We start from the raw sequence: 13617 nt of genomic DNA, 5'->3' as shown, positions 1-13617 counted from the left end.
AATTTAATAACTATTTTAATTGGTTACTCTCGATAGGCCGCAAATCCCGGCCACTCATGAGCAGCCGCATACTTGAATTTTTTATCGCCATAAATCACCGTTGCCCCACGCGCCAGCGCGTCGAGTTCCCACCGTTCCGGGGTAATCCCTTCCTGAGCCAAATCGAAACGAATTTTTGCGACGCGATTCCTTTCTAGCTTCGTCATCCTAGCTGATGGCGCTTGCTCGCTAGGTTTGAGCGGCGCAGCGCTTCTTTGCTGGCGATTATTGCGCGTGGCACCAGCTTTTAACGCGCCGTTAAGTATCTTCACGACGTCTGGCTCATTCCAACCGATAACCCCTCGCTCAATCAGATTTAACACCGCTGCAGCTTGCTCAGACGGTGTGGGTGTCATAACCGGATTGCCGCCGCCGGTGTACTTTCCACAGTTATTGACAGGACTCCGAGGCGCGGCAGAGCCGCTTTTTAAGGTCAAAGGCTCAACGGCCAAAACCTTTGGAACTATGCGCCATTCGGCTTTACGGGTTACATGGACACGATGAGCCCCGAGATGAGGGGCATAAATCCCGACAACCCTCTCGATATCTTCCTCGTATTCGTTGACCTCATCAGTCACCTTACGGGCGACCCTGACGGCCTGAGCATCACGCGGCATGTTTGCCCCACCCTGCGCGATGATGTACCGCTCAAAGTCCCCCTCATCTGCAGCAGCTCGCGCGGCCTCGACCCTGTCGTCAAACTCGCAGGCAATACTCACCCCACGCGGCAGTTTGCGCAGTTCACGGTAAGCGCCCATCGTCGGGAGTCCAATCGGTTTAAACTGAGGGATACGCCATGTTGACGCCCATGCGGTGACGGCTTCGGCCGTATCTTTCAGAGGCTTGCCGGTGTCGTGATCGAGCTGGCCGTCGAGCGCGTAACCGTCGATATTTTTTGCAATGTATTTAGCGATATAACCCGCCGCTCCGCCCTGATTAAGGTGGCGTGACTCAAAGCGCTGTTTTGACGCGCCCTTTTCGTGTCCGTCCTCTTTGAGGGCATAACGACGCATAATTTCGTTAATGGCTTTACGCTGACCGGGTTTGCAAAAAAGCATCATGTGCCAGTGTGGCGTGCCGTCGTGGTGCGGTTCGACAACGCGCATCCCATAAACATCTAAATCGTTATCTTTGAAAGCTGTACGCATCAGGCTCCAGATTCGGCATAGATAGCGCTGGCCGTCTTTGGGTGTGAATGCTGTTTCGTTCCAGCCGTGATTAAGCTGCACCGTTTTGCTTTCACCTTTGCCAACCTGACGGGTCGGGTGATACTTCGATGGCGTGGTCAGCGTGATAAACATCCCCACGTCACCAACGCTGGTCGCGTAGCGTTCAATCCCGGCGATAGTATTCATCAGCTCCATACGACGTATTTCAGGGTTCGAAATACTCCCCATGACCTTGCTTATGAGGTCAATACGTTCGCCAGTGATTTTGTTTTCCAGTTCGCAGGATTTCAGGTATTCGAGATTAGCCAAGCGGCGCGCGTGAACATCGCGGATCGCTATTTTGCTTGCGTAAGGTGAACGGTCTTTGTTGACCTCACCTGCTGCGATGAGCAGCGCCTCGCGCCAGCGCATCCTCTGCGCCTTGAGCTGGTTGACCCACCACTCGTCTTTAATCAGTCGTGAAATAGCGGAAAATGCCATGCGGATCGTCATCTGACCCTTATGGTATTTTTTCCAGTACATCGGGGTGATGTTAAATACGCGAGCAACACCGGCCACTTGCCCGTATAGGTGCGACTGAGCTTCATCGGTGAAAAGTGTCTCTTTCCCGCCGTGCGCCTCCGCCCAGGCGTCGCTTAACTCCTCGTATTTGCTCCAGAGCTGAGAGGCAATTCTGGCCGCAAATTTCCTGAGTTCTTTGTCATTCATATCTGGTAAGCGCGCATACTGGTCGCGCTCGGACAGAAAACCAATCGAGGCGGATTCATTCATCCCGCACAGCTCATTAACACGCTCAAGACGCGGCAGCAGCTTGCGCTCAAATGTGTTTTTAAGGAAATACAGCCCACCCAAAGGGCTCTTTTGACGGCGGATGAAGTTATAACGCGATGTAAACAGGGTTTGCAGGAAAAATGGCAGACGGTCAATACGGTTTAAAACACCTTGCACCTGACGGAGTTCGGCACGTGTAAGGGGTCTGTCGCGGCCAATGGCCTCGCGGGATTTATTCCAAGGGTATGTGAAATCAGTCATGCCACCAAAAGCTCCAACTGTTGCGGATGCTTTGGCATTTCAGACCAGCATTGAATTGCAGGAGGCGTGACACTCTCGATCGCGTTTTTCAGAATAGCGCAGCGACCAATAAGAATGGCGGCTTTAAGTTCACGCTCACTCAGTTTCTGGTTGTAATCCGCCTCCTGAATGAATCGAGTTATCTCAGGGTATTTGCTTGTAAATTTTGGAATATTACAGGCGAGATTTGTGCTATCTGCAGTAGCAAGCGGATAGTTTCCAAGGACACGGCCATCCAGCATACGAAGGCCATGAATTTTAGTTTTAAAGCTATGTTTCAGATAAATTGCATCGAATGCTTCACGCATCCTGCGATGCCAGCGCTCAGTCCTGATGCTGGCATATTCACCAGATGAGCCAAAGCACACCCGAGGCCATTCATTACAAAGCTCAACCAGTCGGTCTAATGACTCATGAAGATGCCAGACAGGCGCGGCTTTATCCCGGAAACAGCGAGGCATTGAATCGATAAGGGCATCATTGTCAGCTTCTCCACCCTCAACCACATCAGGAATAACAAAGAAAGACACCTTTGGGTGATGATAGTGGGGCAATAACCACCGATAAAACTCCTGCCAATTGATAACAAGACCACGTTTCCACGCGGAAAAAGCCCCATTATCAATAGCAATGGCGCAAGCATATTTAATCGAGGCGGCGAGCTGGTCAGGTCTGGCAAAAGAAACAAAAGCGCCAGCACCATTCACTGCAACACGATGAACGTTACCGGCGTCTCCCCATACTGGCGTGCCGTGATAATGGATAATCGAATCCGTCATCATTAGCACAGCCTAGCTCTTAGCCTTTGAACTGAAAGCTTGCTGACATTTTTCTGCCAGCCGCTCAACCTGCTTTTCTAAATCCGAAAACTGACGGGACTCACCTGTTAAAATTTTATGCAGTAACAGACCCGAAACGAGCTTAGAAATGGTCGGGTAGTAACCCACAACGTCCAACCATTCCTTACCTTCATTCTTCCCGGATGTAGCGGTCTTTTTTTCCTGCAATATGAATTGATAGCGGTCACTGGTGATGACGTACTGGTTATTAATCTCGATGCGTATGCTCATTTTTGCTTCCTGTTAAAAGTGGTTAGCCAGCCTTACCAAAAATTGAGTTGTGTAACTTTTCCGACTCCTGACCTAATAACTCGATAATCTCGGTACGATTAAGTTCTGACTTACTGATGTGCGCGATAAGCCCGTCAAACTGAGAAGAGAAACGGGTCGCCGTATCGCGCTGTGCCTCACTTACTGCCTGCGCCAGATGTGCCGAATACATCCCCCGCTGCGCTGTATTTTGTTCTTGCATTTGCCTATCTCCGGGCAAAAGGAGTCCCCACGCTGTAAGGCGCGTAATTAGTCGAATCCAGATTAATTAATGTAAATACTGCTCAGGTTTTACCGAGGTTAAAATAGTTGGTGCGTATTCAAAAAGGCTGAACAGCTCTCGCAGAGCGCGGAAAAGTTTGTCACGCCAGTAACAGTCCTCTTCATTCAAACGCCAGTGCGGCATCATAAATTCCTGCTCTGTCAGTCCAGCATGAAGAAACAATGAACGCCTTTGGCTGACGGTCAGGCGGCTGATGAAAGTTGATTTTGACGCGCCAAGTTGACGATACCGGGTGAATGCATTTCTCAATTCATCAAGCGCACAAACAAGACGCTCACGATCAGCTTCAGCCATTTCCTCTAAGCGCATCACAGAGTGACGCTGTTTTAATTGAGCATGGAAACAAACCGTAAGACGCTCCCGCTCCATCATCTGATTGTAAAAATCACAAGTGTCCTGCCAGCGAGGCTGAGCCAGATACTTGCAGACCAGACCACGAAGCGCCGTTGGTTGTTTCTGGATCACATCAAGTGTCATTACCGTCATAACCACAGTCCTCTCTTTTTGACCAAGCGACGAAGCTTCTCGATAACACCCGTCTTACGGGTTCGGATGATGATGCCCTTGCGTCCGCGACCGTGTGTGATAGTGAAGTTGAACGGATTAGGGCTTTCTCTTCTAAGCAACTGTGCAATGCAACGAGGTTCATTCTTCATACTGGCCCCCCTAATCCGAGCCACATCAGCCAACCGTCTCTAATTTCCTTCGGACGGCTGTCATAGGCCATCTTCATGCCCTTGTTCCACGCTGGCAGATAAACCCAATATTCCCCAGCGCGCCCACTTGTTGACTGCGGATCAGTCATCTCGACTACAGGCAGCTTGCCCTTCTCAATCATGCCTTTAACGGCCGCAGGTGTTTTACCAATAAGGCGCGCGAATTCCTGGTATGGAACGGCGTCGCTCACACTATCAATGACCCTATTCATTTGTGAGTATTCCTCGTTAGTGTTTTAATTGCTCCTAATGGCTATTAATTGCCATATTGGAGCCATTAGTTTGCGATAACGAATTGAAGATTACTCCGTTATCGTTTTTCTATCAATAGTGGAGTGTTAATTACGATGATACCCGTAAATGAAAAGCTAGCGATCATGCGTGAGTCGGAACGTATGAATAGGAAAGAATTCAGTGACTTAACAGGCGTTCCATACAGCTCTCTTTCGAGTTACGAGAAGGGTGTAAAAGATATGGGCATACAGGCGGTGATGAAGATTTTGAATCATCCTCAGTTCAAAAAATATACGATGTGGTTCATGACAGAGACGATATCACCTGAAGCTGGGCAGATTGCACCGGCTCTCGCGCACTTTGGGCAGCAAACAACAACGTCAGCCCACTCAGACCAGAAAACTGGCTAACTATTTATGGTGCTTATTTGTGCAGTAAATGCACAGTGAGTTTTTGCTATTTAAATCAGGAAATTGAAGTACGAAGTAACATCATCGGGAGGCTTTATGTCTGTTAAAAAGCTCGATGATGGTCGATATGAAGTGGACATTAGACCGGCTGGGCGTAACGGAAAACGCATCCGTCGGAAGTTCGACAAGAAAAGCGAGGCGATGGCTTTTGAAAAGCATACTCAATATAACCATCACTCAAAGGAATGGCTTTCAAAACCCACGGACAAACGCCAACTGTCAGAACTGAAAGAGTTATGGTGGAAGCTGAAAGGTAAACACGAGGAACACGGTCAATCGTATCTCAGGAAAATTGAGCGTTTCGAAACGATGACCGGTAACCCATGCGCTTTCCAAATCACCAAGAGCCTGATAACGCAATATTGTGCTCAACGCCGGGGTGAAGGTATTAAGCCAACTACCATCAACCGCGACCTGATCACGCTAGGTGGGATGTTCACAACCCTGATTGAGTCAGAACTGTATAACGGTGAACATCCATTCAGGGGATTCAAAAAACTGAAAGAGCAGACAGCCGAAACGGGCTATCTCACTCTTGAGGAAATTGACGCCTTACTAGCTGCGCTCTCAGGTGATAATCGTAAAATTGCGGTTTTGTGTTTGAGTACCGGGGCAAGATGGGGAGAAGCTGCGCGATTGAAGGCGGAGAATGTGATTCATAACCGGGTGTCTTTCGTTAAGACGAAAACCAACACACCGCGCACGGTCCCGATCTCTGATGACGTTGCGGCTTACGTAGTCGGCAAAGCACGAGGCTTTCTGTTTCCTGAGGCCAGTTATGCTGAATTCAGGCGAATCCTCAAAGAAGTTAAGCCCGACTTACCGGCGGGGCAAGCAACACATGCGCTACGACACTCTTTCGCCACGCACTTTATGATTAACGGGGGCAATATCATCACACTGCAGAGGATCTTAGGTCATACGAAAATTGCGCAGACAATGGTCTATGCGCACTTCGCTCCTCAGTACCTGCAGGACGCGATTTCGCTTAACCCGCTGAAGGGTGCTAATGGTGGTCAGAGTGTCCACAATGTGTCCACACCCTAGCCGCTTTTTATGGCTTTTGACTGCTAGTAGTAAAACGTGAAGCCTTGTCTGGCGCGGCTTTCCAGTTACGTCAGACATTAAAAAGGCTCCCTCGGGAGCCTTTTCTTCATTCAGTGCAGCGACGCCAGCCTCGCCGCAAATCCAACAAACAGCAGGCCTATCAACCCATTCCCCAGCTTCGCCAGTTTCTTTTTGGTTTTCAGATAACGCGTGACAAACGCGCCTGAGAAAATCAGGAAGCTCATGTACATGAAGCTGATCAGCTCAAGCGTTGTGGCGAGGATCAGGAACGACGTGCCGGTATTCTTCGCATTGACATCAATGAACTGCACGAAGAACGATACGTAAAAGAGAATCGCTTTCGGGTTCGTCAGGCTCAGCACCAGCGAACGCTTAAGGATCGCGCTTGCCGGTTCGGCGCTACTTTCGTGCGCATTTTTTTGACGTGTCATAACGGACCAGAGCATTTTTCCGCCGAGCCACAGCAGATAAAACGCCCCAAGATAGCGGACAATATTAAATAATACCGGAGTGGTCTGGATCAACGCGGCGACGCCCGCCCAGGCCAGAAACATCAGCACGGCATCACCAATAAACACACCGGTGGCTGCCAGATAGCCTTTCTTAACGCCGTGGCCAATCCCTGTTTTCAGCACAAACAAGGTGTTCGGTCCTGGAACCAGCACGATAAAAAATGCGCCGACAACATAGGTCCAGAAATTCAGTACACCAAACTCCGCAAACACGTCTCACTCCTTTTGCTCAAAAACAGCGGGGATACCGGCAATTACGGTATCCCCTGAATCAGTTGCGCTATTGTACGCCGTTATAACCATCAAGATAAGTCGCGGCCAGTTCGTTACCAAATAATATGGCGTCTTTACTGTCCATGTCCGAAGACCATTTATCCTTCGCGTTGCCTGCGTACAATTCCTGCGACTTCGCATTTTCTTTCAGCTGATCGCGAATGCTTTGCGCGTATTCACTGGCTTCAGCCTGAGTCCGCCCTTCCGCACGGTCAGCTTTGCCCCGGGCATAAAGCTCGCGGAACTGCGCTACGTTCAGGTGATAATTTTTCTGCACGCTGGAGGTGTAATTGCCGCCAGTAAAGCTGGACTGATGCGACACGAAATAAAACGCGTGCCGTTCGGGTGAGGTTTTGCTACTGGCACAACCGCTTAATACTGCAATCCCGAAGAGTGCTGCCATCACTTTTACGTTCATCCTTTTTTGCTTTAATAAAGCCAATGTATTCCCCACGCAAAAACATAATCTGCCAATGAGGAAAATGACGAAAGTCCTAAACCTTCCCTGAGCGCATCCAGCGCCAAAAGTGCAATAAAAATCCAGAGATAAGGATTCATCTTTTAATATCATGACGTTATGGGGACGTAGTATATCGTGGAAAGCAGACGGGAGGAGACTGCAAAGATTGATAGTCTGGATGTTTAATGGGCACCTTTACGGTGCCCCTCATGCTTTTCAGATATCCTGGACCGCGAACAGCAGCGCGTTACGGTGTCTGTTCAGGCCACATTTTCTGATGGCGTGGATACGCATATTGCGGCGGGATTGTGCTTCCAGCCAACGAGCCTTACGACGACTCACCTGTCGCAACATGCGCCAGCGCCCTACTTCAGTTCTACTGCGCTTCATGTCTACAACTCTTTCTCTAACAGAGATGCCATTATATGCCTAAGCAGGCGGCAAACCAGCGCTTTTATCTGCCGTTTTTATTTGCCAGATGAATCCTGATGCGTAAACTCATAACAATACGCTTTCAAAAGGATTTTTTATTTATGACAACCTTCTACACCGTGGTGAGTTGGCTGGTCATTTTAGGATACTGGCTGTTAATTGCCGGGGTGACGTTGCGCATTCTGATGAAACGCAGAGCGGTACCTTCCGCCATGGCCTGGCTTCTGATTATCTACATTCTGCCGCTGGTGGGCATCATCGCCTATCTCTCTTTCGGTGAACTTCATCTGGGTAAACGCCGGGCCGAACGCGCCCGTGCCATGTGGCCCTCCACGGCAAAATGGCTTGCCGACCTTAAAGCCTGCAAGCATATCTTCGCCGAAGAGAACAGCAGCGTGGCCGCATCTTTGTTCAAGCTGTGCGAACGCCGCCAGGGCATTGCTGGGGTAAAAGGCAATCAGCTGCAACTGATGACCTCTTCCGATGACGTGATGCAGGCGCTGATCCGTGATATCCAGCTCGCCCGGCATAATATCGAGATGGTGTTTTATATCTGGCAGCCGGGCGGCATGGCGGACCAGGTCGCCGAATCGCTGATGGCCGCTGCACGTCGCGGTATCCACTGCCGCCTGATGCTGGACTCCGCCGGCAGCGTGGCCTTTTTCCGTAGCCCGTGGGCAGGCATGATGCGCAACGCCGGTATCGAGGTGGTCGAGGCGCTGAAAGTGAATCTTATGCGCGTCTTTCTGCGCCGCATGGATCTTCGTCAGCACCGGAAAATGGTTCTGATCGATAACTATATCGCCTACACCGGCAGCATGAACATGGTCGACCCCCGCTTCTTTAAACAGGATTCCGGCGTGGGGCAATGGATCGATTTGATGGCTCGCATGGAAGGCCCGGTGGCAACCTCTATGGGCATCGTCTATTCGTGCGACTGGGAAATTGAAACCGGTAAACGCATTCTTCCCCCGCCGCCGGATGGCAATATCATGCCGTTTGAGGAAGCCAGCGGGCACACTATCCACACTATCGCCTCCGGTCCAGGCTTCCCGGAAGATCTGATCCATCAGGCACTGCTTACCGCCGCGTACTCAGCGCGGGAATATCTGATCATGACCACGCCCTATTTCGTCCCCAGCGACGACCTTCTGCACGCCATCTGTACAGCGGCACAGCGCGGAGTGGATGTGAGCATTATTATGCCGCGCAAGAACGATTCGCTGCTGGTCGGGTGGGCAAGTCGCGCGTTCTTTAGTGAGCTGCTGGCCGCGGGCGTTAAAATCTATCAGTTCGAAGGCGGTCTGTTACACACCAAGAGCGTGCTGGTAGACGGAGAGCTGAGCCTGGTGGGTACCGTCAACCTCGATATGCGCAGTCTGTGGCTGAATTTTGAAATTACGCTGGTCATTGATGACGCCGGTTTCGGCGGCGATCTGGCGGCGGTTCAGGATGATTATATCTCCCGCTCACGCCTGCTGGACGCCAGACTGTGGGCGAAACGTCCGCTGTGGCAGCGAATTGCCGAACGACTGTTTTACTTCTTTAGTCCGTTGCTGTAAAACGTGCCCAACGATGTTTAACAGGTAGTCATCATGGAAATGGATCTGAACAATCGCCTGACCGAAGACGAAACGCTCGAACAGGCCTACGATATTTTTCTCGAGCTGGCGGTCGATAATCTCGACCCTGCTGACGTCATTCTTTTCAACCTGCAATTTGAAGAGCGTGGCGGTGCTGAGCTGTTCGATCCGTCTGAAGACTGGGCCGAACACGTCGATTTTGATCTCAACCCGGACTTCTTCGCTGAGGTGGTAATTGGCCTGGCAGATGAAGACGGCGGAGAAATTAACGACATCTTTGCCCGCGTCCTGCTGTGCCGCGAGAAAGACCACAAGCTGTGCCATATTCTCTGGCGTGAATAATAAAAAAGGCTGCCCGCGCAGCCTTTTTTATTTAATCCGGCAAGGCATTTCCACAGCGGTGACAAAACCGCGCCCCGGGTTCATGATTTCCCTGCTGACAATTCGGACATTTGCGTTGCTGCTTGCTGTTCTGGAAGGCGCTGCTCATATGGGTGGTAATTAGCCCCGTCGGTATCGCTATTACCGAATAACCGATCAGAATAAGAATCGATGCCACAATACGTCCGAGCGGCGTATGCGGTGTAATATCGCCATAGCCCACGGTGGTCACCGTGACGATAGCCCAGTAAACCGACGCATTAAGCGTGGTAAACCCGTATTTTGGCCCTTCGATTAAATACATCAGGGAGCCAAAAACGATCATCACGATAGCAATAAACGAATAGAAGAGAATAAGCTGGTGGCGGGCGCTGACAATGGCGACCCAAAAAACCCTCAGCGACGGCATAAAGCGCAGCAGCTTCAGAATTCGTAACACACGAATCGCCCGCATTGCGCGCCAGGCAAACACATAATTCAGGCTGATCTCAGGCCACAGCCACATGACATACAGCGGCAGGATAGTGGCTAAATCAATAAATCCCCAGAAGCTGAAAACGTATTTCGCCGGATTTGGCCAGCTAATGACCCTCAGCACATACTCTGCGGTAAACACCAGCGTGACGATCAATTCCAGCCAGACAAATACGTGCCACTCCTCATACGTCATGTGGTACTGCGTTCCGGCACCGGATTCGATAAAGATAATAATGACGCTAATCAGCGCAAATAAGCCACACAGACCCTCGAAACGGCGACCGGAAACCGTTTCTGGATCAAATAAAAGGTGATAAAGCCGCTGACGGGCCGACGTGAATAATCGCGACACATTAACCTCTAAAAAATAAGGGCTGACATCATGTCAGCCCTTGCGATTATAACGGGTCTACTTTCAGGCAGGAAACCGCATGTCGGAAACTGCCCTCCAGAACCGGCCGTGTTTTTGCACATTCCGGCCCGGCTATTGGGCATCGCGTACGGAATACGCAGCCTGAAGGCGGGTTGATTGGCGAAGGCAGTTCACCTTCCAGAAGCTGAATGGTTTTATTTTTTTCCAGATCGGGATCCGGAACGGGAACCGCAGACATCAGCGCTTTGGTATAAGGGTGCAGCGGATTATGGTACACCTCATCATACGTGCCCAGTTCCACGGCGTGGCCCAGATACATGACCAGCACACGGTCTGAAATGTGTTTTACCACCGCCAGATCGTGGGCGATGAAGATCAGCGACAGCCCCATTTCCCGTTGCAATTTCTGTAGCAGGTTAACCACCTGGGCCTGGATGGAAACGTCCAGCGCCGAAACCGGCTCATCACAGATAATCAGTTTCGGTTCAAGGATCAACGCGCGTGCGATACCGATACGCTGGCACTGACCGCCGGAAAACTCGTGAGGGTAGCGGTTGATGAGGTTAGGCAACAGACCCACCTTCAGCATCATCGCTTTCACCCGATCGCGAACTTCCTGGCGCGGCATCTTCGGATGATAGGTGCGCAGCGGCTCGGCAATGATTTCGCCAATGGTCATACGCGGGTTCAGGGACGCCAGAGGATCCTGGAAAATCATCTGGATATCACTGCGCACATTGCGCCATTCATCCGGCTTCATCCCCAGCAGATCTTTGCCAAGCCAGGCCACTTTCCCGTCGGTGGCTTTCACCAGGCCGATGATCGCACGCGCAAACGTCGACTTGCCGCAGCCGGATTCGCCCACCACGCCCAGGGTCTCCCCTTCGTACAGGCGTAGCGTGACGCCATCCACCGCTTTCAGGGTTTTGGCTGGCTGCCAGAACCACTGTTTACCGTCTTTGATATCGAAATGGACCTTCAGGTCAGCGATTTCGAGCAGCACATTTCTTTTTTCGTCGATTGCGTTCATACCAGCTCCTCCAGCGGCTTAAAGCAGGCGCGTAGACGGCCTGGGGCAAACGCTTCCAGCGGCGGTGCGCTGTTACAGATTTCCATCGCATGCGGACAGCGTGGCTGGAACGGGCAGCCTTTTGGCAAACGCAGCAGGTTTGGCGGGTTGCCCGGGATAGTCAGCAGCGACTCCCCTTCCGCATCGAGGCGCGGTACGGCATTCAGCAGCCCGATAGAGTACGGGTGGGCTGGCTGGTAGAACACATCGCGGGCATTACCGTATTCCATCGTGCGGCCTGCATACATGACTAACACTTTGTCGCAGATCCCGGCAACGACGCCTAAATCGTGGGTGATCATGATGATGGCGGTGTTGAACTCACGCTTCAGCTCGTTCAGCAGCGTCATGATCTGCGCCTGGACGGTCACGTCGAGAGCGGTGGTTGGTTCATCAGCGATCAGCAGTTTTGGCCGGCAAAGCAATGCCATCGCGATCATGACGCGCTGGCGCATACCGCCGGAGAATTCGTGCGGATACATGCGCATGCGCTTGCGTGCCTCAGGCATTTTCACCGCATCCAGCATTTTGACGGACTCTTCAAACGCTTCGGCTTTGCCCAGCCCCTTGTGGAGCATCAGCACTTCCATCAGCTGTTCACCCACCCGCATATAGGGGTTCAGGGAGGTCATCGGATCCTGGAAAATCATTGAAATCTGCTCGGCGCGCAGCTTGTTCAGCTCATGTTCCGGCAAGTTCAGGATCTCTTTCCCGTTAAACGTCGCCGAACCGCCGATCACGCCGTTTGATGCCAGCAGGCCCATCAGCGCGAATGCGGTCTGGGATTTACCGGAACCGGATTCGCCCACAATGCCCAGCGTTTCACCGGCACGCAGGTCGAAGTTGAGATCGTTAACGGCAGTCACATCACCGTCGGGGGTTTTAAACGTCACGCGGAGGTCTTTAACGTCCAGCAGTGCGCTGGTCCGCTGTTGCGCCTGTGGCGCGGTTGCCGTTTCAATAATGGTCATGACGGCGCTCCTTAACGGTCTTTCGGGTCGAGGGCATCACGCAGGCCATCGCCGATAAAGTTGAAACAGAACAGGGTGACGACCAGGAAGCCCGCCGGATACAGCAGTAACCACGGTGACACTTCCATGGAGTTTGCGCCATCACTTAACAGAGCGCCCCAGCTACTCAACGGCTCTTGCGTACCTAATCCCAGGAAGCTCAGGAAAGATTCAAACAGGATCATACTTGGCACCAGCAGGGAGGCGTACACCACCACCACGCCCAGCACGTTAGGAACGATATGACGCACCACAATATTGGCGGTAGAAACGCCGCCAACCTGTGCGGCTTCGATAAACTCCTTACGTTTGAGGCTCAGCGTCTGGCCGCGCACAATACGCGCCATATCCAGCCAGGACACCATCCCGATCGCCACGAAGATCAGCAGGATATTTTGACCAAAGAAGGTCACCAGCAGAATGACGAAGAACATGAACGGGAAGGAGTTCAGGATTTCTAGCAGACGCATCATCACGGAGTCCACTTTCCCGCCGAGGTAACCGGAAAGCGAACCGTAAAGCGTGCCGACGATCACCGCCACCAGCGCCGCCGCGATGCCAACCATCAGGGAGATACGGCCGCCAATCGCCACACGCACCAGCAAATCACGCCCGGAGGAGTCGGTACCGAAATAGTGCCCGGATTCCATATCCGGCGCGCTGGACATCATGCCCCAGTCCGTATCGAAATAGGTGAACTGAGAGAGCATTGGTGCCAGGGTTACGAACAGCGCGATAAGCACCAGCACGACCAGGCTGGCAACGGCGGCACGGTTATGCATAAAACGACGGCGGGCGTCCTGCCAAAGGCTACGACCTTCGACCTCCAGCTTTTCACTGAAGTTTTCCAGCGCCTCGCTGTTTTTCTTACTCAACATCATGGCGTGC

At 51.8% G+C, this 13617-nt stretch carries 17 protein-coding genes and 1 pseudogene; 4 read left to right on the top strand and 14 right to left on the bottom strand.

Translation table 11 applies throughout. From position 1 onward, the window contains the following. Positions 1 to 23: 23 nt before the first annotated feature. From ACOT1A_RS02045 to ACOT1A_RS02020, 6 genes are all read right to left on the bottom strand, one after another. The gene (locus tag ACOT1A_RS02045) at positions 24 to 2240 is read right to left on the bottom strand and encodes a replication endonuclease (protein WP_368958398.1); all 2217 of its coding nucleotides are present in this window, start codon (positions 2238 to 2240) and stop codon (positions 24 to 26) included. Then, on the bottom strand, positions 2237 to 3058 hold the full coding sequence (locus tag ACOT1A_RS02040) for a hypothetical protein (protein ID WP_368958458.1): 822 nt from the start codon (positions 3056 to 3058) through the stop codon (positions 2237 to 2239). The genes ACOT1A_RS02045 and ACOT1A_RS02040 overlap by 4 nt, the downstream gene beginning before the upstream one ends. A 12-nt stretch (positions 3059 to 3070) precedes the next feature. Then, complete coding sequence (locus ACOT1A_RS02035) at positions 3071 to 3349, bottom strand: DUF5405 family protein (protein WP_088126646.1); 279 nt, start codon at positions 3347 to 3349, stop codon at positions 3071 to 3073. Between the two features lie 22 nt (positions 3350 to 3371). Further along, positions 3372 to 3590 (bottom strand): DUF2732 family protein, encoded by a 219-nt coding sequence (locus ACOT1A_RS02030; RefSeq protein WP_368958399.1) that lies wholly within the window; start codon positions 3588 to 3590, stop codon positions 3372 to 3374. A gap of 66 nt (positions 3591 to 3656) precedes the next feature. Further along, a complete protein-coding gene (locus ACOT1A_RS02025) occupies positions 3657 to 4157 on the bottom strand; it encodes a hypothetical protein (protein WP_064910464.1) in 501 nt (166 codons plus the stop codon). A 166-nt stretch (positions 4158 to 4323) separates the two neighbouring features. Continuing rightward, positions 4324 to 4599 carry a regulatory phage cox family protein gene (locus tag ACOT1A_RS02020; RefSeq protein WP_045352347.1) on the bottom strand — a complete coding sequence of 92 codons (276 nt, stop codon included), beginning with the start codon at positions 4597 to 4599 and terminating at the stop codon, positions 4324 to 4326. 135 nt (positions 4600 to 4734) lie between these two features. On the opposite strand from ACOT1A_RS02020, the gene ACOT1A_RS02015 reads away from it, so the two are divergent. Then, the gene (locus ACOT1A_RS02015; RefSeq protein WP_323344238.1) at positions 4735 to 5031 is read left to right on the top strand and encodes a helix-turn-helix domain-containing protein; all 297 of its coding nucleotides are present in this window, start codon (positions 4735 to 4737) and stop codon (positions 5029 to 5031) included. Between the two features lie 96 nt (positions 5032 to 5127). Then, entirely contained in the window at positions 5128 to 6138 is a 1011-nt protein-coding gene (locus ACOT1A_RS02010) for a phage integrase (RefSeq protein ID WP_333027887.1), read from the top strand. A gap of 110 nt (positions 6139 to 6248) precedes the next feature. On the opposite strand, the gene leuE is transcribed toward ACOT1A_RS02010, so the two are convergent. The 4 genes from leuE to ACOT1A_RS01990 all read right to left on the bottom strand — a co-directional run bounded on the left by leuE (position 6249) and on the right by ACOT1A_RS01990 (position 7794). After that, positions 6249 to 6884 carry a leucine efflux protein LeuE gene (leuE, locus tag ACOT1A_RS02005; protein WP_006810877.1) on the bottom strand — a complete coding sequence of 212 codons (636 nt, stop codon included), beginning with the start codon at positions 6882 to 6884 and terminating at the stop codon, positions 6249 to 6251. A 67-nt stretch (positions 6885 to 6951) separates the two neighbouring features. Further along, on the bottom strand, positions 6952 to 7362 hold the full coding sequence (locus ACOT1A_RS02000) for an Exc2 family lipoprotein (protein ID WP_022648348.1): 411 nt from the start codon (positions 7360 to 7362) through the stop codon (positions 6952 to 6954). Positions 7363 to 7373: 11 nt separating this feature from the next. Beyond that, a complete protein-coding gene (locus ACOT1A_RS01995; protein ID WP_209662595.1) occupies positions 7374 to 7502 on the bottom strand; it encodes a KPN_01571 family protein in 129 nt (42 codons plus the stop codon). Positions 7503 to 7620: 118 nt separating this feature from the next. Then, complete coding sequence (locus tag ACOT1A_RS01990) at positions 7621 to 7794, bottom strand: YciY family protein (protein WP_017384232.1); 174 nt, start codon at positions 7792 to 7794, stop codon at positions 7621 to 7623. A 143-nt stretch (positions 7795 to 7937) separates the two neighbouring features. Here ACOT1A_RS01990 and cls point away from each other — a divergent pair, with 143 nt between their 5' ends. Continuing rightward, positions 7938 to 9398 (top strand): cardiolipin synthase, encoded by a 1461-nt coding sequence (gene cls, locus ACOT1A_RS01985; protein ID WP_022648349.1) that lies wholly within the window; start codon positions 7938 to 7940, stop codon positions 9396 to 9398. 33 nt (positions 9399 to 9431) lie between these two features. Further along, the gene (locus ACOT1A_RS01980) at positions 9432 to 9761 is read left to right on the top strand and encodes an HI1450 family dsDNA-mimic protein (RefSeq protein WP_006810881.1); all 330 of its coding nucleotides are present in this window, start codon (positions 9432 to 9434) and stop codon (positions 9759 to 9761) included. A 31-nt stretch (positions 9762 to 9792) separates the two neighbouring features. Here ACOT1A_RS01980 and ACOT1A_RS01975 read toward each other — a convergent pair. From ACOT1A_RS01975 to oppC, 4 genes and pseudogenes are all read right to left on the bottom strand, one after another. After that, positions 9793 to 10661, bottom strand: a pseudogene (locus tag ACOT1A_RS01975) (ion transporter). A 14-nt stretch (positions 10662 to 10675) separates the two neighbouring features. Further along, positions 10676 to 11680 carry a murein tripeptide/oligopeptide ABC transporter ATP-binding protein OppF gene (gene oppF / locus ACOT1A_RS01970; protein ID WP_022648351.1) on the bottom strand — a complete coding sequence of 335 codons (1005 nt, stop codon included), beginning with the start codon at positions 11678 to 11680 and terminating at the stop codon, positions 10676 to 10678. Then, positions 11677 to 12690 (bottom strand): ABC transporter ATP-binding protein, encoded by a 1014-nt coding sequence (locus ACOT1A_RS01965; protein WP_017384234.1) that lies wholly within the window; start codon positions 12688 to 12690, stop codon positions 11677 to 11679. The genes oppF and ACOT1A_RS01965 overlap by 4 nt, the downstream gene beginning before the upstream one ends. A gap of 11 nt (positions 12691 to 12701) precedes the next feature. Then, positions 12702 to 13610, bottom strand: a complete 909-nt coding sequence (oppC, locus tag ACOT1A_RS01960) for an oligopeptide ABC transporter permease OppC (protein WP_003856740.1) — start codon at positions 13608 to 13610, stop codon at positions 12702 to 12704. Positions 13611 to 13617 lie beyond the last annotated feature (7 nt).

The organism is Enterobacter cloacae complex sp. SYL003, assembly GCF_049236925.1.
In the GTDB taxonomy this organism is placed as follows: Bacteria; Pseudomonadota; Gammaproteobacteria; order Enterobacterales; family Enterobacteriaceae; genus Enterobacter; species Enterobacter intestinihominis.
This window is presented reverse-complemented; position numbering and strand designations above follow the sequence as displayed.